The sequence below is a fragment of the Fulvivirga marina genome, from assembly GCF_016775155.1.
Classification (GTDB): Bacteria; Bacteroidota; Bacteroidia; order Cytophagales; family Cyclobacteriaceae; genus Fulvivirga; species Fulvivirga marina.
Genome location: NZ_JAEUGD010000066.1, coordinates 711,901 through 735,448 on the forward strand (window position 1 = coordinate 711,901; position 23,548 = coordinate 735,448).

General features: G+C 40.6%; 11 protein-coding genes. All 11 read right to left on the minus strand.

The features are described 5' to 3' along the window. Positions 1-10: 10 nt before the first annotated feature. The 11 genes from JMN32_RS23470 to JMN32_RS23520 all read right to left on the minus strand — a co-directional run bounded on the left by JMN32_RS23470 (position 11) and on the right by JMN32_RS23520 (position 23,548). Positions 11-1,339: a UDP-N-acetylglucosamine 2-epimerase gene (locus tag JMN32_RS23470; RefSeq protein ID WP_202858823.1), complete on the minus strand. Its 1,329-nt coding sequence runs from the start codon at positions 1,337-1,339 to the stop codon at positions 11-13. After that, entirely contained in the window at positions 1,326-2,171 is an 846-nt protein-coding gene (locus tag JMN32_RS23475) for a glycosyltransferase family 2 protein (RefSeq protein WP_202858824.1), read from the minus strand. The genes JMN32_RS23470 and JMN32_RS23475 overlap by 14 nt, the downstream gene beginning before the upstream one ends. Continuing rightward, positions 2,172-3,632: a glycosyltransferase family 4 protein gene (locus JMN32_RS23480; RefSeq protein ID WP_202858825.1), complete on the minus strand. Its 1,461-nt coding sequence runs from the start codon at positions 3,630-3,632 to the stop codon at positions 2,172-2,174. It lies immediately after the preceding gene. Between the two features lie 13 nt (positions 3,633-3,645). Next, on the minus strand, positions 3,646-4,935 hold the full coding sequence (locus tag JMN32_RS23485; protein ID WP_202858826.1) for a glycosyltransferase family 2 protein: 1,290 nt from the start codon (positions 4,933-4,935) through the stop codon (positions 3,646-3,648). Between the two features lie 3 nt (positions 4,936-4,938). Then, a complete protein-coding gene (locus JMN32_RS23490; protein ID WP_202858827.1) occupies positions 4,939-5,883 on the minus strand; it encodes a polysaccharide deacetylase family protein in 945 nt (314 codons plus the stop codon). Between the two features lies 1 nt (position 5,884). After that, on the minus strand, positions 5,885-7,018 hold the full coding sequence (locus JMN32_RS23495) for a glycosyltransferase family 9 protein (protein ID WP_202858828.1): 1,134 nt from the start codon (positions 7,016-7,018) through the stop codon (positions 5,885-5,887). Positions 7,019-7,065: 47 nt separating this feature from the next. Continuing rightward, positions 7,066-8,721, minus strand: a complete 1,656-nt coding sequence (locus tag JMN32_RS23500) for a hypothetical protein (protein ID WP_202858829.1) — start codon at positions 8,719-8,721, stop codon at positions 7,066-7,068. Positions 8,722-8,906: 185 nt separating this feature from the next. Then, positions 8,907-9,059, minus strand: a complete 153-nt coding sequence (locus tag JMN32_RS23505) for a hypothetical protein (RefSeq protein ID WP_202858830.1) — start codon at positions 9,057-9,059, stop codon at positions 8,907-8,909. Positions 9,060-9,242: 183 nt separating this feature from the next. Then, on the minus strand, positions 9,243-9,959 hold the full coding sequence (locus JMN32_RS23510; RefSeq protein ID WP_202858831.1) for a thioesterase II family protein: 717 nt from the start codon (positions 9,957-9,959) through the stop codon (positions 9,243-9,245). A 103-nt stretch (positions 9,960-10,062) separates the two neighbouring features. Then, the gene (locus JMN32_RS23515; protein ID WP_202858832.1) at positions 10,063-13,080 is read right to left on the minus strand and encodes a cyclic peptide export ABC transporter; all 3,018 of its coding nucleotides are present in this window, start codon (positions 13,078-13,080) and stop codon (positions 10,063-10,065) included. Between the two features lie 64 nt (positions 13,081-13,144). Beyond that, entirely contained in the window at positions 13,145-23,548 is a 10,404-nt protein-coding gene (locus JMN32_RS23520; protein WP_202858833.1) for a non-ribosomal peptide synthetase, read from the minus strand.

The window sequence follows — 23,548 nt, forward strand, 5'->3', positions numbered from 1 at the left end:
TATTGGGTTATTAATAGCTTATAACATTTTCTAAAACAGGGTTAACCGGTGAAAACTGCTTTAGGCAAGATGCTATATTCAAGCCCACCTGCTCACCATACAGCCTTTTTTCACCTCCATAAGTCAATACTTTTTGTTCATGAAATATAAGCTGTAAACTAGTTTTAATAAAATCAGCACTCACAGGTGGTACCAGCACATTAGATGGGATAACGTTTACAGTTTCGGGTCTGTCAGTATTCCATCTGTAAGTGGCACACTTAACATTCAAAATATGACTTTCCTCCTGTAGTCCTCCACTATCGGTATAAATGCCGATACATCGATCTGAATTAATAAACTCTATTACCTGGGCATACTCCGGCCAAAGGGGAGTCACCTGCATACCCTCTTTAATTGCCGTTGCAAAGAGACTATCAAATTCATACTGAGCCAGAGCAGCCTTAACAGCATTCGTCATCACAAAAACGATTTTGCCGCCTTCTTTCATATACATGATCAGCCCTTCCAATAGTATTTTTAACTCGGCAGGGCGCATGTTTTCTCTTCTATGAAAATCGACTCTCAGCCATTTTCCTTCGCTCAAAAAAGGGTACTCCTCAAATACCGACTTTTCCGGTTTTACTGATTTAATCGCTTGTACCGCGTCACTACTTAGAGAACCGCTTAACTGTATGGATGACGTGCAGTACCCTTCATTCAGAAGGTTTTGCCTATTAACTTCCTCAGGAGCAAACAACAACTGACAGCCTACCGAAGCAATACGAGTGTCAAATCCTTCAGGAAAGGGAGCATCTTTGATCATTTTCCATTCACATGTACTCTGTATAGCAAGTACTTCTTCTACATCGCTACTCCAATCAACATCAGGATAGTACGAACGCAAACCTGCCTCCACATGAATACTGGTCCCTCCCTCCTGCAAATACCAGAAGACCGGAACAAGACCGGCAGTTGAGGTATCTCCTGATACCACCGGTATAGCCTGTCCATTTAACCTATGTTCTTTTTTTAGCAGATCAAACAACCAATTTATCCTATGCGCCAAAAGTGGAGTTCTTGCGGTAAGAGTGCCCTGAACTTTTAGATAAACAGATATATGATTTGAAAATCCCAGCTCATGCTGAGCACTAATCAGGTTTTGGTCATAGTGTTGACCAACATCTATAGCCAAAAAGGGCACATTGTACTGGTTCATACCATGGATTAAACTGGCCAGCTTAATATAACATGGTTTCGTACCTATGAATATCAAATATAGCGGTGCCTGAGTTTCATTGGCTTGCCTGATTTGTCTACTGACAATCTCTTTATTATAATACGGTTTATTTTCTGTCATTAAAATGTGCTTCTTCAATGAGATCAATATATTTTTTATCTTCTTCCAGACTTCCTTCCACAATCCCTAACCTATAATTGATCAGACAAATTTGAAAGTTTCTTTGCTCATTCTGCTTTTTAAAATCAAACTCAGGTGTTATATATCGCACATCATCACTATGGGTCATATGTAAGACTGTACCTATGGCTACTCTTTCCATCCCCTTTTTTAACTGAAGCCTTGTTATTAGATCAAGGTCCTCCCACCCCCAACCTTCCAGCTCAGAATTATACCCTTCTACATCTGTCAGTGCTTTTTTTGAGGCTATTATTATCCCTGGCCCGCTTCTGCTTTTATCCAACACCCCTTGTCTGTTCATTTCCACCAGAGCCTTATTCCCGTTGGCCCCTTTAAACTCTATGAAGTGACCTATTTCGAGCAATTCACCTGCTTCAGGAAATTCTTCCGGTTCCGGTTTTTCTTCCAGTACCTTTGCTATTGTAGCAAAGGCATTGTTATCAATAATGGTTTTCAATTGCTCAATCTCCAGATCCTGTAAAATAACATCGGTATCGAGTACCATAATTGTAGCCTCAGTTGAATTGAGTATCCCCAAATTCAATGTTAGTGATTTATTAAAACCGGGATATTCGAAATTAATAATACGAACAGGAAAACTCGTATCAGCCTCATTTACCAAATCAAGAACTTGCTGCTTATCTCCTCCGCAATTGATGATTATAAAATTAGCCTCTACACCTTCTGTTTTTAAGAAAACACTATTCTCCTTCAGGCACCGTGAAAGCTCTTTCCTATTCTTCCATGGTATTAGTATATCCAGTTTAAACATTTAATGATTCTTGGTTAAAGATAATAGACCGTGTTTAAGCCATTCGTTTATAAGCTCTATTGACACTCCCTCCTGAATAGCCTCTTCATAAACCAGGCCTTCTTTACCAATTCTCTCAAACAGGTCTTTTCCTCCATTAAGATTATAAATAGCAGGCCAGGCAGGATCATTTAATTTTATATGATTATCTGCAGTATATTGCCAAGGATAAGCGGGATTTACCTTAGTACCCGGAATAAAATCAGGGCATTCCTTACTTACATAATGCGAGACTACACTGTAGTACATTCCCCAATGGGTGCCACTCTCGGTAGAGGGTAATGACATACCGGATAGTTTGGGGGTTTCATCGGGGTTTGTTAGTATTCTTCTGGCTTCCGAGCCCTTATAGTGATGCATGCTCTCCTGAGCAAACTTTACCAGGATATTAGCGCATTGCTCATACGTGAATTTTTCCTCTGCATGTTGAATGCATGCCTGCCTAACGCTCTGTTTTTCTTCCGGCGATGCCTGAAGCACCTCAAGCGCCTTGCTGATACCGTATGCTTCATCCATACGAATGCCATTAGAAGTAACCCATGTAGGCATTACAAAACCGGTAACTCCGTCCTTTATTGTATCTTTTAGACCTCCATAGGCACTTCCGATTACGGGTACGCCACAAGCCATAGCTTCCACCGGAACGTACCCAAAGTTTTCATCCAGGGAATGAGTCGGATGAATCAACAGGTCCAACGCATTATAACAACAAAGTAATTCCTCATCACTAAGCTTAGCAGGAAGCATTATAACCTGATCCTCAATACCAAGTTCGGAGATAAGATCTTCAATATATTGCGGGTATGCATCTGTAACATAATCCAGAATTGGATAATCGACCCAGAAGTTACCTACCACCAAAGCCTTAACCTGCTTGTTATCCAGTTTTTTTGATATCGCTGCAAATAAATGTAAGAACCTGTGCAAATTTTTCTGAGGCAATAAACGGCAGATATGTCCAATCAACACCGTATCCTCCGGGATACCTAGTACATCTTTGGCCAATGATTGATCCATTGGATTGAACAGGTCTTCATTAACCGGAAGCGGCAAATAATAAAAGTTGGGCCGAACTTCCCCACACATGCTTTCAAAAATTGCAACATCAGAATGGCAATTCACAATGATACCATCACATTCTCTAAGGTTAGGCAGCTGCTTATATAGGAAATCCTGATTGAGTATAGCTCCACCATGTGCACAATATATTATAGGACAAGACACCTTTCCTGCAACTTCCCAACCAATGTTCCCTGCAAAATTTAACAAAAGATCTATTTCATTTTCGTCAAGCTGCTGTGCATTTTCGATAAAAACAAGATCAAACTCTTGATTGAGAGCATCTATATAAAACCTACGGGTACGATCCACACTTACCCAGGCATGTTTATCTCCTCCGGTAATCCCTATCTTCTTTTTCAATAGTCAGTATTATTTAATTTTTATACTCCAAAGGCAAGTTTTCTGTCTTGGTTTCACAAAAAAATGCTTCATCTTTAATCAGACAAGCACCTGAAACAGAATCGCCATTCTTAAAATATTCTTTAATCTTTAAAGGGTCTCCATCTTCAAACAATGCAAGGAGTTCTCTATCACATATTGCATAGTTTAAAGCTACTGCTCCCCAGATGTAATCAGAGGCAATATTTTTTCCTAGAGGAACAGGCTCCTTACTGATAACCTGCCTATGAAAATCGTTATGTACACAGATAATATCATGATCAAATAATAATACCGGACCTCCGTCACTGCTAGTTTTTTCAATTGCGTTATACCATTGCGAGTTATGGAAGAAACATCCTTTTTGTACAAACACTATATTTTTTACCTGTCCCTCTTTAACCCTATCCGATAAGTCATTCCTATTAACTTCATGCTGCTCTTCCCTGCTGTTAGTCAGGTTCAAAGCAGACATACTCGATCCATGATTTGAATTATCTACTTCTATCACCAAGGTTTTTGTCTCTTTCAGCGGCACTTTATCAAATCTGTTTTTATCACCTTTCCATATCCCGCTATAACAAACCCAATTGATAAGATCTTCATCCCCATAGGTATCTACCCTATTAAACACCTGTATATTAAAATCATACAAGTTATTATCGGGTTCATTCCGCTTATGCCAAAGGTGATACGCTGTAGCTGACAATTCATTCCAATCAAGCCATTTGTAAATCTTCCATGTCATAAAATTATCTTCACCACCCCACCCAAAAAACTCTTCACACCATCCTCCTATACTTTCAAAGGCTTCACGTTTCATCATCAAAACTCCTCCTGCAAAATTAATGAAGGGCCTGCCTTCTCTCTGCATGCAGTCCGGGAACTTTTCCATAGCCTGTTCGGACTCCTCTTCGGTAAGATCAACAACCTCGGAATAAGGTGAAACAGCATCGTAGTCATCAAGGAGAGAAATTCCTTTAAGGATATCGCTTTGCTTTAATAAGAGATCAGCATCTGTAAAAACAAGACGATCTGTAGTAGCTTTTTCAGCGCCTACATTAAGTGCCCAGCTCTTGTTGAAGGAATGTGGGCTATAGATAAATACTTTTTTTACCCAAGGAAATGGAAGCTGCAAACGCTCTTGGCTACCTTCTTCCACCACTATCACTTCAGCATGCAAATTTTTGATCCACTGAAGTACGGTCAGCAGGTTTTTATGGTGGCCGGAGTGATCGCGATAGGGAATGATAAATGAAAAGCTGGGCGCCACACTTCCGGTCATAGATTACTTATTCAGCATTTTAAAATCTGCTAAAACCTTTTCACTTGGTTCTGGTTCTTTCCTAAGCCAGTCTATCCGGTTTTCTACATTCCATCTATGCATCCAGGAAAAACCCCATTTACCCACATAGGGGTCTTTTTGCTGATACACCGGGTCTTTCATAGCCTCTTCCATGCTTATAATGCTATACCCTCTCCTTTTAAGGAGTTCAACCAGTTGCGGCATGATATCAGCGTGCAGCTCATTGACGTGTCCCAGAAAAATATGAGGGATCTGCCTACCTTGAGTTTTAAGAGCCATATTTTCAAAAAAGTCAAATAAAGTATCCGTATGATGTAAATAAGCCTTGCTTATCTCATTCATTCCTTTCTTATCTCCCTCTTTTTTAGCCTTTTTATACAAACTATTAAAAATATAATCAGAGCTTTCCACTGTCATGGGAGCAATGGTGTACCCCTTTTCTGTTAAGAATTTTTCAAATGAAGCCTTGGATGTTGAGTCTGATCCGGCTGAGTTGAATGGAAAACGAAAGTATTGCAACGGTTTCTCTACCTCATCTAATATCATTCGGGTTATAATCTCCCCTTTCAACACTTCAGATTTAAAATCTTCAAGTTTTGTATCATGGAATGAAGGATGGCTAAAAGTATGATTTCCTAAACTTAATTTATCTCGTCCGGCCCATGCTCTTAACACCTCTGATCTACGATCAATCTCCCCTTTCACGTAAAGGCTCTTTTCATTTACAAAACCAGTTACAGGAACATCGAGTTTATCGAGATGCCCAAGCAATTGATTATTAACATCTTCTATTTCCTCGATAGTATACCCTGACGCACCAGCTACTAACAGATCGTCCAAAGTGATCGCAACTGCCTTACCTTGCCCAGACGCTGAGTGACTAATAATAACAATAGTGATTAATAAAATGTATAGTTTCTTTATCATTTCAAAAGTCATATTTTAAAGAATAATTGGGTTCCATATTTCCCTGTTTTACCGGCAGTTGCCTTTCAACTGCATCAGCTATAGACTCCGGTGTAATATATTTCATACAGCTTTCTCCATACACACATGAGGCCCCGAAATAACACTCACAGGCTTTTTCAGGCTGTATAATTTCTCCCTGATCAAATAAGTCAAACTCATAAGGATTGAAGATGTTATTCATTAAAACCAACTTTCTATTTAAGGCCAAACATAAGTGCATGGCCATTGTAACCTGACTTACAATCAGGTCACATTGAGCAATTAAAGCAATAAACTGCTGCACTGGAAAATTTCCAGGGTACCAGGCTCCAGTCTTTTCATTAAGTCTTGTGTTGTTCTCATGTTCATCTTTCCCCCCCAATAACACACAAAAATATCCTTTGTCCTGAAGGGTTCTAATTAAAGACTCCCAATACTCAAGTGGCCATTGCCTTGTCGGCCATCGTTGTCCGGCCCCGGTATTCAGGCCTATTACAGGTAACGATGTTTCATTTTGCAGTTTCTCTTTCCATTGACTATGGTGTACCGGGTCAATGTCCAGAATATACCTTTCATCAGAATATTCAAGATGACATATAGAGAAGATCTCCTGAATGTAAGAGGCTTTATTTTGCTTTGACAGCTCATCAAATAAACCGGTAAGCAATTTAGCTTTGGCAGCCCGTGTAGCGGGTGCTATGCCGTTTTCCCAGGTAAACCCATACTTTTCATGAGCAGTAACCTGTTTTAAAAGTATGCAGGCCTCTGGTTCTTTGTCCAGATTTACAGCAATGTCATATTGTGTATAAGAGACCTCCATCATTTTTCTGGAGGTCATTGGAATGATATGATCAATCCATGATTTAGGAAGAACCTCTGTATAATCACTTATCCATGTAATATGGCACCCTGGATAAAGTTTTTTATACTTCTGCAAAAGTGGTGTCGTTCTGATAACATCTCCGATAGCTCCAAGTTTAATAATAAGGATTCTTTTGGATATCTTACTATAAGCCTTACAACTGGAACAAACGTGGCCATTCTGCTTATTAGGCAAGCATGGAATATGTCCCTTATAGTATAGACAGTCTCTTTTTACATCCTCCCAATTCATAGAATGTCCTCGCTCTTATTTAAACTTTATCTTTTTCGATATTTAGGTTATAGCACATTAACCTGTTGAAGGTGATTAAAATGCTTTTCTAGTTTCTCATGGATAAACGGATGACTCACCTCAATAAATTTCATAAAAGCTCTGGCTGTATTATCAGCTCCCTCGTTATAGGGAAGAGCAATTTTAACGCGCCCCTTTCCATGATACCATTCGAGGTCATCAATAACTTCATATTCAGGAAAGGCCTTGGATAATAAATCGCGTAATTCTCCCAAAGAGGACTGTAAGAATTTCACCTCTTCACTTTCAAGGTGGAATTCGAGTCCTATTTCCTCTGACTTTGTATCGTAATCCAACAATTCAAAATGGACAGAACGAGGCCAACCTTCTGGTAATACGCGTCGGAAGTGAGGAAATTTGCTTCGCAGAGAAAATTGCTTGGAAGGTGTAAGACCCTCATATGCTGTAATAATCTGTTGAAGATAGTCATTGGTTTTTTCAGATGGCTCAGCCAACTTAAAAACCTCTAATGCTACTAATTGTTCACTTTCCTTTACTTCATCATCAGTAAATGTTAGCGGCTCAATCTGGTTAAAATCAACCGTGAATTTTTTGAGCATCTCCCAGTCCATTGCCTCTCCTTTTGCTTCCCGCTGCATGATTTCCATGAGCAGTGTAACCGAACGTCGGTAATGCCCTATTCCCAAGAATGCTTCACTAAAACAAAGCGCAGGAATATACTTAGGAAATATGCTATTCAACTGATTGATCACTTTAATCATAGCATTGCGATGTGCATCAGACATTTTGAAACCTAGCAAATGTGCAAAAGTTGCCAATTCGATGATGTGACCTGCATAGTACAGGTGGTTTTCAAAATATTCCTTCACAGCCATCACTTCTCTCAACTCGCCTGCGACACTTCCTTCCTCCATCGTATCTTCACTTCCAATAGCTTCTAATGCCTCATCCAGAATAATAGACAAGAGGAAAATCATGTTCAATTGCCCTTCAAGGAAATATGGAGCGATTTCCTGGTAAGGTTCAAAACCTTTAAACCTTGTAGATACCGCGCAAAGGCCCTCTGTAAGATGAAATTTACGACATACGCGGAAAGTACCTGTTACATGCGTGGTAGTAGCCCACTCCATAAGCTCTTCTAAGTCAGCCTGGCGATCTCTGAACGCGAACGGTTCTGGAGTAACTTTGTCTTCAAGAAATGACAGCGCAAACAATAAGTGTCCTAACTCCTCACCTTCGTTATGATTAACATATCGGCTATTCTTTGAAACCTCAGATAGTGTGAGACCTCTTTTCCCAAACTCTTCATCACCTTTTATGCCAGCCATTACAGCATAGGCAAAACTTTGCCAGGGGTGAAAATCTCCTTCAGGAAGGCATTGTAGTATGTGAGGCTTGTTGTCTTCGTTGTAATGAACAAAGTCTTCAAAATAATCTAAAAGATGGTGGTCATTTACTGCGGCATTTCCCCAGCCATTAATGATATGGCATAAATTAGGCAAACTATCGCGCTCCAGAATTTCGTTGAGATTAGCTTTCATCAGTCTTGAAGAAAGATTACTTACCGATTTTGCACTCTCCCAATCCAGTTGTTGCTGCTCTTGTTCAAAATGTTTTCTTGTGTCTTCAAAAATGCGTTGCGCCCTCTCAGAAAGGTCTAAAGGCCACCAAAATTTGCTCATATATTTAGTATAGTATTTCGGGTATAATTTAGTTTGGCAAGCAACTGCGTTTGCTTATAAAGCACGCTTGCCATTGATCTTCGCCATGAGACTTGGCATGTATGTCGATATATTATATAATAATATATCCATAAAATTAATACAGGTGGCTTTTGCCACCTGTATTGTCGAGACTAAATAACTAATTATCTAAGTGCCTCGAATTCGCAGCACCCTTGAGTACAGCATCCGGCAATAATGTAGTCATTACTTTTGAAGCCACCTTTAAGGTTAGCTTGTCCCATTTTTGAAAGCATCATATCCTTTACTTTTTGGATATCCATCTTCTTCTTGCTCATAATAATAATTGTTTTTAGTTAGCAATGGTTTAAAATTAAGTAACGGAACGAATTATAACAATATTAAAACAAAAATTATGAAAGATTTTTTGATCTTTTCATCTAAAAGTAAAATTTTCTATTTGTAATTGCCTATAAATCTGATAGTTACAAATTAGAGCATTTCAATAATTTTCCCTCAAGTTATCTCGTAACAAGCTGACCTGTAGTAGCATTAATTACTGAAGCAATTGACTCCATTTCATGATGAATAAAGAAGTGTCCACCATCATATTCATGAATCTCACAGCCTCCATTTGTATACTGTTTCCACCCTTGCACCTGTGCTTCCGTAAGGTCGTCTTCTTTTCCTGTGAACACGGTAATATCTACATCTGACCGCTTGAAACCTTCAATATCAGGTGTCGTCTCTGCAATTCTGAAATCATTTTTCAGCAATGGCAAAAACAGCTCCAGTAGCTCGGGGTGCTGAAAAAACTCCGGAGGTGTACCTCCCAGCAAAAGTATCTCCTCCTTGAATTGATTTTCATCCATTTTGTGATACATCTTTTCATCCTTCCTTTTCACCTGTATTGCCCCTCTGCCGGAAAAAAATAAATGATTTGGAGATAATCCCAATTCATACTTAAGTCGAACTGTCAGCTCATGAGCCAACAAACTGCCCATACTATGACCCAAAAAGGCAAATGGAGAAAACTTAATTTGAGGTGATACAATTCTATATAGATCATCAACTGCCTCAGCCAGTCCGGCATATAAGTCATCCCCTATTCTTCGGCCCCTACCAGCTAGCTCTACAGGTATAAATTCAATATGGCTCTGTAGATAGGGTTTTAATCCATGATAGATACTTGATGAACCTCCGGCATATGGAAAGGCAAATAATTTTAACTTACTCATTTATAAATTACTATTAATTTAAACAACCGCAGAAAACAAGAAATATTTTCCAGAAAGAGATATTCTTATGATCTGCTATATTAAATTTTGAATTAAATAATCATTAATTCAGGTTTTGAACTAAAACATCCTCTACCTTATAATTATTAGACACAAACGACGGTTTTCCTGTATCCAGCTTCAGAATTTTGTCGGCAACGCTAAAGTAATGGTCATCATGGGTTATTGCGATTACAATTTTGTTGTTCCTTTTCATTTCCGGGATCAACTGTTTATAAAAGAAATTTCTATACTCAGGGTCTTGATCTGCTGCCCATTCATCAAAGAGGTAGATTGGATGATCTTCAAGGTAGCACTGTAAAAGCCCTAGTCTTTTTCGCTGTCCGGCAGAAAGTTTAGTTGTACTAAAATGTCCATTCTCAATGGTCACCTTATCTGACAAGCCCAACAACCTCAGGTACCGATCTATTTCATCTTTTTTATCAGTTAGATCCACATTATATATTTTCTCAAACAAATGCATAGGGCTGAATACCGCAGAATAATACTCCCCTATATTTTTGATCTCCTTTCCGTCTACTAATATTCGCCCGGAATTTCCTATATACAAACCTGTCAAGAGCTTTGCAAAGGTTGTTTTCCCACTTCCATTTCCACCAATTATAAACAGAACTTCTCCTTTCTTAACAGTTAAGTCGATCGGACCGACCCTGAATGGCTTAGAATCAGCCGCCACCTGATACTCAAATGACAACGACTCGATTTTCAACTCTTCTACGAAAGCAGTACGATCTGTAAGTTGAGAAGCTTGCCAGTCATGATTTGCAGGAATTTCAAGAAGAAATTTTTGAATTCTTGTCCAGGCGATCTTAAGCTGCACAATTGAAGGTGCAGCACTTAGCAGTTCGTTGATAGGCCCAATTAAGTAAAGCAGGATAATCACAAAATTGGTGATCACATAATTTTCAATTCCAGGCATTAGGTTAGGTAAGACTATTGCAACAACACCCAACACCAGTATAAGCGACGACTCTCCTATCAGAAAAGCATTAATGAAATTAATCTGGGCCGTGTATATTTTAGTTTTAAAATCTCCAATTGTTTTCTCAATATCGGCGTTATACCCTTTCTTTTTCCCATAGTGCAGAGACAGTTCTTTAAAACCCTCAACCAGTCCGGTGATCTGCCACATGAACTCATCTCGTGTATCTCTAGCTATCTCCAGGTGCCCTTGAGCTCTCCTGCTTACAAAGTAATAAAATGTGGTAATTGAAACAATCAATGTTAGCGTTAGCATAGTAGCCCAAAAGGCAACCGTAGCCATGTAAAAAAATGCCCCTCCTATGGTTATGGTATTTCTGATTATAGTCACTATCATGCCTGTGGAATTACCGACTACCGAGACATCGTCGTTTAATGTAGCATAAACTCTCCCTTTTTTTAGCTTTTCAAAACTCTGATATGAGGTCGAAAATATCTTCGAGATCATTTTCAGCCTGATTTCAAAGATCAGGTTCTGCGTTACCTTTACAATACGTGTCTGTACGTGTTTTCTACCAAAGACATAAATGCTCATGGCTATGAGGAAATAGAATATGAGATATTCCAAATCCATGACATGACGGAGAGAAGAGGTTATAATAAATATGACCACCATGTTGGAGATACCCGTGATAATACTAAAAAGTACTATTTTAGGTAATTCTCTTTTTACTTCATTTGGCTCTGGAAAAAGCTGCGCAATAAAGAACACCAGATAACTGGATATCATGGATGAAATAAGCAAGGTTACCATGGTACTGAAGCTAAAAGGCATCCAAACATTTATTGTATCCCAATTAAGATTCCCCAGCGCTTTGGGAAGCAGGTAGATGGCAATCAGCAAAGGGATGCAAAAGCCTACAGAAGCCATACTGGTTAATACCAGTCTCATATCAGGAACTTTAAATGTCCTTCTACCCTTACTTATGTCTATTGTCATTTTCCCAAAAAACACCAAAAGGATGAGCAGATAAACGCATAAAATAATTGATACAACTGAAAAGGCTTTATCGTTACCATCTCCTTCTGCCAGTACCCTATCTTCATCTGGTTCTTCTCCTTTGAGTATGTGTAATGCCTGATAGGCAATCTCACTCATCAATTCATTGCTTGAATTACTCAGTATGGCTACACCAATGCCCTCTTCCGGCAATAATGATATATGACTGCTATAATTCGGATTTTGCCCATGATGAAATACCCTCTTATCCCCTCTTAGTGATACTTCCCATCCCATAGCATAGTATGAGAGATGTACAGGGGCGACCCTGTCATCCGCTATGTGAGATTCAGCAACAAGCCTGGACAATACATTTGGCTGCAGATCCAATTGAATTTTCAGCCACCTCGCCATATCATCAGCATTAGATATGACATATCCTGCAGCATTATTGCCTCGATAAACAGGAGCATTATAAGCTTTAGGACGGAAAAATGAACTTTTGTATCCAACTGTCATTGCTGACGAATCGTTAGGTGCCCCTATACTGGTATGTTGTAGACCTAGCGGATCAATAACCTCTTTTTGCAAAAAGTCTTCAAAAGTATGTCCTGTAATAGTTTCTATAACCAATGCCAGTACATCGTAGTTGATGGTAGCATACTCAAATTCCTCTCCTGGCTCAAATCTCAATTCCTGGTCTTTAAGAGCCTCTACGGTTCGTAGCAATGCATTTTCATCGTTAGCCTCCGGTATATCGGCTATTGTCTCCCAAGGGATACCACTTGTATGATGAAGCAAATCCCTTATGGTCACGCCAACAGAGCTATCTTCATGATAAAATTGAAGCCATGGCAGATAATCGTCTACCTTATCATCTAATTTAAGTTCTCCTTGATCAACTAACTTTAAAACTCCAAGAGAGGTGAAAGCCTTGCTTAACGACCCAAGCTGAAAAAGACTCTGACTATCTACTTTTTTACCAGTCTGAAGGTCAGCATATCCAAATGACTCAACAAAGGTATCTCCTTTGTTAACCACTATCATGACCATTCCTGGTATATGACCTTTCTCACTTTGCTCCTCCGCCATTACTCTTAACCGGCCCGTGATATCTTGAGCATCAACGGCTAAAGTCATAAACTGGCTTAAAAATATAACCAGACAGATAAATAATTTAAAACAATTTTTCACTTCTATTTTATTAAAGGGTTATATCAAGCTCTTCTCTAATCCTTGCAGCACCAGCTGTATTAAGCAAGGTCCAGTGGCTTGTTTCCAAAGTATGCTCCACTACTTTCCCTGTAGTGAAGCCTTTCCAATCAAACTCCGACTCATTATCCTTTTGCCAGAAAGTCATCTGCTTTGCTTTAAAGTGCGTGATTTGGAAATTCGGTTTAGCATTAATCTCCGGATAGTATTCGCAAAAAAGATTTGCCCTGTATACTGTAATGAAACCTTTCAATTGATTAACCGAAACTTCAATTCCGCAATCCAGAACACTTGAATGTATTTTATCAAACTTACGATGCGGATCAAGACCTACTAAATCCTCAACCTTCAGGCTAATGGTCTCTCCGTACATAAGGCCAAATACTTCTGCAATACCATGTAACAGTTCATCTTCGCTTTTGAATGGGTTTTGTTGCTTTACATAAGGCGCCATAGCATCAAATAAAATTAGATGCTCCACTTTATAGCCCATTTGCACCAACCTTAGCGCCATTTCATAAGCAATGCTACCTCCAAAGGAGTAACCACCAATTATAAATGATCCGTCGTGAGGTTGTTTCAGCAGCTCTTCCAAATACTGAGCAGCCATTTCCTCTACTGTTTCCAGAGCTTTGTCTAAACCTTCAAACCCCTGAGCCTGAAACGCATAAACCGGCTGATCTTTTCCCAGTTTACTAGCCAATGGATAAAAGACCATGGGACTACCTCCCCCACCGTGAACGAGGTATATAGGCCTTTTCGTACCGGACTTATTTATAGGTATAAGTGTAGAAGCTTGTTCCTGAGACTGCCCCTCCATCACCATTTCTATCTTAAGAGCTAACGAACGTATATCGGGACATTCAAATAAAGCGGCAATAGGCATCTGTACATAGAGTACTTTCTTCAATCTCGCCATTAATCTTACAGCCAACAACGAGTGTCCTCCCAGTTGGAAAAAGTTATCATCAATGCTAACCTTTTCACTATCAATACTGAGTAACTCCGCCCAAACATCCACCAAAAGCTGTTGTAGCTTATTTTGCGGCGGAACATAATCATTTTTATCTGTTAGCTCAGGTTTTGGCAATGCCTTCCTATCCACTTTTCCGTTAATAGTAAGAGGAATATGATCCAGTGTAATGAAATGGGCGGGCAACATGTATACTGGCAATTGCTTTTTTAACTGAAGCAGTATTTCACTTTCATCATAATTTTGAGAAGGTACGATATAGGCAACCAGGGATGGGTCGCCCACCACTTTTTCGTATACATCAATTACACATTGCGATATACCGTGCATATCCTGTAGAGCGACTTCTATCTCCCCTAATTCAATTCTAAAGCCTCGTATCTTCACCTGGGTATCTGCCCTGCCGAGATATTCCAATGAACCATCGGCCAACCACCTAACGATGTCACCTGTTTTATATAGCCTGTCACCATCTACAAAGGGATTATCAACAAACTTCTCTCGCGTAAGCTCAGGTTGGTTTAAATATCCGAGAGCAACACCTACTCCACCAAGATACAATTCCCCGGAAATGCCAACTGGCATTAGATCCATATTGCCTCCCATCACATAGGCATATACCCCTGGTAATGGAAAGCCAATAACATTACGTTTAAAGGTCTCCACATTTTGCAGACATACAGCATCTATTGTGGTTTCGGTTGGCCCGTAATGGTTATTGATCTGTGCATTTGGCAAAACACTTTTAATCTGCCTGATGATCGTTGAATTCAAGGATTCTCCTCCAATACAGATCTGCCTCAATTGAGATAAATCCTGTTCATCTGTAAAATACTCAATAAGTCCTGCCAACTGACTGGGAGTACCTTGAAGTACTGTCACTCGCTCCCGACCAATCAGTGATGCCAGCAGAGCAAAATCCTGCACCTGCTCTTCACTGGGTATAACTAAAGTTCCCCCGGCATAAAGGGTCAAAAATATCTCTAGTACAGAAACATCAAAAACAAAATTTGTAGACAGACATGCCGCATCATTTCTGGAAAACGAAAGCAATTTCATCTCCTCTTCAAGTCTGGAAGCCAGACTGGCATGGGTTATCATTACCCCCTTAGGGTTACCCGTTGTTCCTGAAGTATAGATGACATACGCTGTATCTTCAGGGGTAACACCTGTGAGATTTCCCCATACAGTTTCCTTTTCGGACAGGTTTAACTCTCCAATGATAATTTGATCGGCTTCATCAACTGCTTCACGATATTGGTCAGTCAAAAAGATTTTTGCTTGTGTATCTTTCAGAATATACTGAACGCGCTCATCAGGATACTTCTGATCTACAGGCACATAAACACCCCCTACCTTCAAAATACCTAAGATGCCTATGATCATATCAACAGAACGCTGCATTGAAATGACCACCATATCACCTGAAACAATACCTCTGTTTCTTAGCTCTGATGCCAGGTTTGAGGAGGCATTATCTACTGACTTATAGTTAATTCCTTCTGATTCAAAGCGACACGCTATACTTTCAGGATAATTTTTGACTTGCTGATCAAACATTTCCAGGAAAGTATGGCCCCGAGTCTCCCTGATCGGATGAGGATTAAATTCATTGAGGATTCTGTCTTGTTCTTTGCGTGGTAGCAGGGATAGCTCACCCACAGGTTTTTCTGGTGTATTGCTAATTGCCTCCAATAAAGTTTCTAGCTGCTCCAGCATTCTCAAAGCTGTCCCTTCTTCAAAAAGATCCGAGCAATATTCTAGTGTCAACTGTAAACCTTCCGGACTCTCTGCTGCAATCAGGCTTAAATCAAAGAGCGAATTTTCTCGTGACACTCCAATGCTCTGAATGGCACTGCTTTTCTTTACAGACTGATCTGTAGCAGAATTGATCAAGCTAAACATCACCTGAAATACCGGATGCCTGCTGGTATCTCTATGCTTTTCTACCCTCTCTACAATTTTTTCAAAAGGAATATCCTGATGATCATATGCCAGCAGTGTAGTATCCCTAACTTTAGTCAAGAGATCAAGAAAACCAACCTGACCATTTACTCCGGTTCTAAAAGCTAATGTATTGACAAAAAAGCCGATCAAAGGCTCAATCTCTTCATCCTGCCTATTGGCAACAGGACTTCCTATACATATATCACCCTGCCTGGTATATCTATAAAGAAATACTTTAAAAGCAGCCAGTAAAGTCATAAAAAGTGTGGCATTATGCTGTTTGCCAATATTCGAAATTTGATCACTTAATGTGATTGACAGCCGTTTTGATACAAACCCACCCTTTGTACTTTGCATCGCCGGCCTCGTAAAGTCTGTAGGCAGGTTAAGAGGGGATACCCCTTTTAAAGCCTGCTCCCAAAAACCTAATTTCGATTCCAACACAGCACCTTTTAGGCTTTCCCGTTGCTTAATAGCATAGTCAGCGTATTGCATAGGTAGGGGCTTCAAATCTGGCGCTTTATTTTCCTTCCATGATTGATAGAACTGCACTAGCTCTCTCATAAAAATGGGTTGAGACCAACCGTCGAAAGAAATATGGTGAACAACAAGTATCAGAACATGCCCTCCTGTATCCAGGCTGATCAATTTAGCTCTAAGCATAGGATCACGAGCGAGATCAAACGGTTTTCTCACTTCTTCATGGATTGCCTCATTGAGTACCTCTTCGTTAGCTTCCCCATAACTTACCCCCCATGTTTGTGGCTTGAGAATTTGTTGGTATGGTTCGCCCTGATACTCTCTAAAAACTGTTCTTAGCACTTCGTGCCGGTTGACCAGTTCGCTATAGGCATATGCAATTCCCTCCGCAGAAGTACCCTCTTCCAGCTTCATTACTATGGGTATATGATACTGCGTGCTTCCCTCGAGCTTATCAATAAACCAAAGTCGCTCCTGAGAAAACGATAATGGTATCTTTTCCGGTCTTTTGGCCTGAACTGCAACTACTTCCCTCTCAACTTTTTCAAGAGAATTAATATGACATTCCTGCTCTTTTATAGTAGGCTTCAAGAAGATATCTTTCACAGCTATTGTAACCTTCAACTGTGTTTTTATCCTTGAAATTAACCTGATAGCCAAGAGAGAATGTCCTCCGTGTTCAAAGAAGTTAGCATTTATACTGATGGACTGTTCATCTATTTTCAACAATTCGGACCAGATTTTTGCTAATACCTCCTGGACGTCATTTTCCGCAGCCTGAAAGGTGTTTTCAGATATCCTTTGAGGTTCAGGTAATTTTTTCTTATCAATTTTGCCACTTGGCAGCAAGGGAAGTTCTTCGATCCGTACATAGTAATCAGGAACCATATATGATGGTAGGTGTGCCTGCAGGTATTCACGGATATCACTGGTAAGTAATTCCTCTTCACTTACATAGTAACCGACCAGATACTGATTTTCACCCTCTCCTCTAAGTTGCACTATTCCTTCAGCAACACCTTCGAACTCCTTTAACCAGTGCGTGATCTCTCCCAACTCAATACGATAGCCTCGTAGCTTAACCTGCTCATCTATACGACCTAAATATTCCAGGTTCCCATCAGGAAGCCAACGAACCAAATCTCCAGTCTTGTATAGCCTGCTTTCTGATTCTCCATCGTATGGATTATCTACAAACTTCTCTGAGGTCAATTCGGGGTTGTTGTAGTATCCTCGTGCTAAGGCTATTCCTCCAAGACATAGCTCTCCGGGTACTCCTAAACCTGCCAGTTGATTGGCTGTGTCTAAAACATAGGCTTTTACACCTCTCAAGGGTTTTCCTATCGGAACACTTCGAAGGCCTTCATACGAAGATGTTGAATAACCTGTAGCATAGATCGTAGCCTCCGTTGGACCATACAGGTTCTCTAAACGTGTAGATAAACCCAGTCTGTTAAAATAATCAACTGTATTACGGGCCAGTGGCTCCCCGGCTGAAATGATGTAACGCAACGACTCAAGGCCTGTACTTCCTTTCCTTCCTACTTCTTCCAAAAACAGCCCCAACATGGAGGGTACGAAGTTTACATGACTCACCCGATATCGAACAAGGGCGTCTTTTATCACTATAGGATCTGACTCGTCTCCCTGAGGAAGTATAGCCAACGATCCTCCGGATACAAACCAGCCAAACAGTTCAGAGCAGCTCACATCAAAGACCACATTGGTCTTGAGAAGATAACTATCTCCGGCCTCCAGAGGGTATTGATCCTGCATGGTTTCTATGAGGTTGGCTAGAGACCTATGCTCAACCATCACTCCTTTAGGGGTACCCGTTGACCCTGAAGTGTAAATGATGTAAGCCAAATCTTCTATACCTGACTCATGAGCCGGTTTTTCATCCTCGGATGTTGAAGATTCAGACATTAAATGCTGGTAATCAAGTACCGTAACTGCCTCAAAACCGTCATAGAAACTGCCAGTGGTTTTATCAGCTACAAGGTATTGAGCCCCGGTATGATCAAGGATGTACGCCCGGCGTGAATCCGGCTGGGTCCAATCTATGGGAAGATAGGCACATCCTGCTTTGAGTATCCCGAAAATGGTTATTATCAAATCTGATGAACGCTCCATGCTCACCCCTACTATGTCACCAGGACGGACACCTCTGGCATGAAGCTGATGACTCAAGGCATTGGATCGTACCTGCAAATCCTTATATGTGATCTCTTCATCTCTTTCATATAAGGCCACATGATCCGGTGTAAGTAAGGCCTGACGATCAAACTTTTCCATTACCGTTTCATGGATCTCTGGTAAGGGCTGTGCATTATAATGAATGGATTGTAATGACTCCTGCTCTTCAGAATTCATCAGGCTCAGTGAGCTCAACTTCGCTTCTGGATCAGCTACAATTTGCTCCAAAAGAGTGATGTATTGACCTAAAAACTGTTCCATTGTCTCCTTCAAAAACAGATCGGTACAGTAGGTTACCCCTACTTTCAAACCTTGGTCAGGACTTTCGACTATGGAAAGGGTAATATCAAATTTTGATTCAGTTACAAAGGAAACTTCATGGTCAGGTGTAACTGAATTTTGTTTATTGATCTGATGCAGGAACATTACCTGAAAAACAGGATTCCTACTCATGTCACGCGACTTCTCGACACGCTCCACTATTTTTTCAAATGGCACATCCTGATGCTCGTAGGCTGACAGGGTTGTGCTCTTGATGTGTTGAAGAAGCTCTACAAATGTAACTTCATCATCTATTTTGTTTCTAAGTACAAGTGTATTGACAAAAAAACCGATTAGTGGCTCTATTTCTTTATGTCCTCTGTTAGCAACGGGTGTACCAACAACAATGTCATCCTGTCCGGAATAGCGGCTAAGCAATAGCTGAAAAGCACTTAACATAGTCATAAACAATGTCGCTCCGTTCTTTTCGGACAAAGATTTAATTTCAGACAAACGCTCTTTGGGCAAGCTCCTCAATATTGACCTTCCTGCTGTACTAATGGCTGCTGGCCTTGGCAAGTCTGTAGGGAAAGCAAGTGTCTGAAGCCCTTTAAGCTTCTCCTCCCAATATTGCAATTTAGCAGACAACAACTGGCCCTTAAAGTAAGATTGTTGCCAAACTGCATAATCCGCATACTGAATTGTTAGATTGCTTAATTCAGGTTCTTTTTTCTGCACCCATGACTGGTAGAATTCCTGCATCTCATTTTCAAATATCGGGTGCGACCAACCATCTGAAGCAATATGATGAGTTACGACGAGCAGCAAGAAACCCTTGTCAGTTTCCAGCAATTCCCCTCTTATAGGAATTTCCATGGAAAGGTCGAAAGGCCTCTTTTTAAAACCTTCCATATAAGTGGATAACTCCTCTCCTGGTAAATTAACTTTATCCAGCTTCCAGTCTTGCTCCGGTAATACATACTGGAACGGCACACCATCCTGCTCTTTATAGATAGTGCGTAATATCTCATGGCGATTAATCACCGAGCGATATGCATGAGCCACACCATCAGAATCCGCTTTACTCCCCAAAGGGAAAGTTGATGAAATATGATATTGTGTGCTACCTTCCAGCTTATCAATGAACCATAGCCTTTCTTGGGCAAAGGAAAGAGGCAATACCCCATCCCGTTCTGCAGGTTCTATACCTACGGTCTCCTTCTTCTCCAAAAGATCAATATGCGCGGCAAGGTCTCGTATATTAGGGTTTAAAAAGACATCCTTTACTGTAAGTTCAATAGACAGGTTATGGACAATTTGAGACACCAAACGTGTCGCAAGTAATGAATGCCCCCCCATTACAAAGAAGTCATCATCAATACCTATATTGCATTCTTCGACTTTCAAAAGCTCCGCCCAAATAGGTACCAAGGCTTTTTCCGTTATCGAAACTGGTGCTGCATATGCCTCTGCTCCGGATATTTTGGGCACAGGCAGTTTCGATTTATCAATTTTTCCATTCTCAGTTAATGGGAAACGATCAATCTCAACAATTGCAGCCGGCATCATATACCTTGGCAACCTCTCCATGAGATAATCACGAGTCTCATTATCGGTGTAGATATCCGTAGGTACTACATATGCTGCAATTCTTTTATCCCCTGGAATATCTTCTCTAACCATTACCATGCATTGATCAACCCCTGGAGCCATCTGAAGTATGGCCTGAACCTCTCCAAGCTCAACCCGGAAACCTCTTATACTTATCTGATCGTCCTGTCTTCCTGCAAAGAATATATCCCCGTTTTCATCCCAGGAGGCCCGGTCTCCAGTTTTATATATTTTACTTCCACCCCATACCAGTGGATTATCCAGAAATGCTTTTTCAGTAAGTTCTTCATTATTTAAATAGCCAGAGGCCAGTTGCTCTCCTCCCAGGTAAAGATCTCCTTCAACTCCTCCAGGAACAACATTCATGTGCTGATCAAGAATAATAGCATAGGTGTTGTTAATCGGTCTACCAATTGCAGGGGCCTGCTTTTCATCACTTTGAGTGAGTAGATGTGCGGTTGACACCACCGTATTTTCAGTGGGGCCATAATTATTATGCAGTGCATAAGCCAGCCCTGATACATCAAGAGCAGGTAAAGCATCTCCGCCCGTTAGCAGGTGCTTCAGGCTCATAGGCCTTTCTTTTGTATATTTCACAAAGTCTGGCACCAGAGCTGTAGGAAGAAAGCAGTGTGTAATTTGTTTAGACTCAAATACATTAACCAAGTCAATCACTGATAGCGTTGTATTATCATCTATAATATGTAATGTGCCTCCTGTAAGCAGGTATGGCCAAATCTCCCAGGCAGATGCATCAAAACCAACACCCGCCACCACGGTTGAGTGGCTGTGTTCATTATTTCCGAATCTTTCCTTATGCCAATGAATAAGATTTAACAGGGACTTTTCCCTGATCATCACACCTTTTGGCCTGCCTGTAGAACCTGAAGTATAAATTACATATGCCAATTGATCAGGTTTCCGTAATGCCACGGAATAGCTGCATGGTGCAGGTCTCAAATCTGTCTGAAAAAGCTCTATATCAAACGACTCAAAAAACTTTGTGGTACTATCGTTAACAACGGCATAGTTGGCTCCCAGATCATTAAGTACCCATTCTATACGACTGGATGGGTGGTTAGGGTCAAGGGGAATATATGTTCCTCCGGCTTTGGTAACTGCCAATATACTTACAATAAGAGTTAATGACCTGCTCTGACAAATGACCACATAATCATTGCTTTTTACTCCTGCCTCACTCAGTGATTTGGCCAGGTAGTCTGAAGCTACATCCACCTCACGGTATGTCATCGATTCCTTTTCGGAGACAATCGCCACTTTATCAGGATGCTTTTTTACCTGTTTCGCAAACATGTCCAAAAGCCCTGCTCCGCCTAACTCTTGAGTTGGCCCTTTCGACCACTTCATTAACTTATGTTCTTCGGTCTCCCCTACCATCCTGAGCCTGTGAATAGGCGCTTCAGGGCTCTCCAATGCAGAGATAATAAGTTGTGCAAAATGTGCCAGCAGGCTCTTCATGGTTTTCTCACTAAAAAGATCCGTGCAGTAATTAGCACTTAACCTCAGACCTTTTTCATCATTAACTACCGACATCGTTAGATCGAACTTGCTGCTATCTGACGACTGCGAGATAACCTGTATAGGGCCAGATTCCTGAACCTGATCACGGCTAAGGCTGCCTTTATTGGCTTCCTGAAAAACAAACAATATTTGAACAAGCGGATTTCTACTAATATCACGCGAAACACCAAGCCGCTCTATGATCTTCTCAAATGGTAATTCCTGATGCTCATATGCCTCCAATAAGGTAGCCTTGACATGGGCAAGCAACTGTAAGAAGCTCATACCTTCACCCAGATTACACCTTATAGCCAGGGTATTAACAAAAAATCCAATGAGTGACGCTAGTTCTTCCTTAGACCGATTGGCTACAGGTGTTCCTATGCAGATGTCTTTTTTTCCTGTATACCTGCTTAACAATACGCTAAATGCAGCAAAAAGCACCATAAACTGAGTCACTCCTTCTTTAGCAGAAAACTGCCTTAATGCGTCTCGGTATTTATCTGGCATAGGGAGGGTTACTGTTCTACCTTTTGTGCTTTGAATAGGTGGTCGAGGATAATCAGTTTTCAAGCTGAGAGGAGATAACCCCTTTAATCGCTCCTCCCAAAAAAGCATGGTATTCTCTAATACATCGCCTTGCATAAAGGTCCTCTGCCACATGGCATAGTCCGCATACTGAACAGACAATGGTGGAAGTCCTGTTGTATCTCCACTAATCCATTTCCCATAATATGTTTTTAACTCTTGAATAAATATCGGTTGCGACCATCCATCAAAAGCGATGTGGTGCACAACCAGCACAAGCACCTTATGGTCAGATGGTAACTTGATCAACTCTGCTCTAAGCATGCAGTCATTGGAAAGATCAAAGGGCTTCTTACTAACATTATAAATATGCTTTTGAAGATCCTCTTCGGATGACTCGCTAACTGTACAAGGCCAACTGCCCTGCGGTAAGATTTCCTGGTATGGCCCCTGCCCGTCCTCCTTATAAATTGTGCGAAGGGTTTCATGCCTATTGATTAGCTCATTAACAGCATATTTCACGCCTTCCTCCTCAATCCCAGGGGCTAATTTTAAAATAGTAGGGATATGATAATGCGAACTTCCCTCCAAACGGTCAATAAACCACAGCCTCTCCTGAGAAAATGACAGAGGTATCCTTAATACCTCCTGCCTGTCAAAAGGGGTGATGGGATTATCCTGAGGCTTAACAATATCAGCAGATTGCTTTTTTAAAAATTCTTTGATCTCTTCTTTATGTGATCTTAACTGAGCTAAAAAAGATTCATCTGCTACCGTATCATTTTTTAGTGTGTATTTTAGTTTATCCCCCTCAAGAAAGAGTGCAATATTCTTCTCATTGGCTTCGATAAGAAGCCCTACAATTTCTTTCCTACTCAT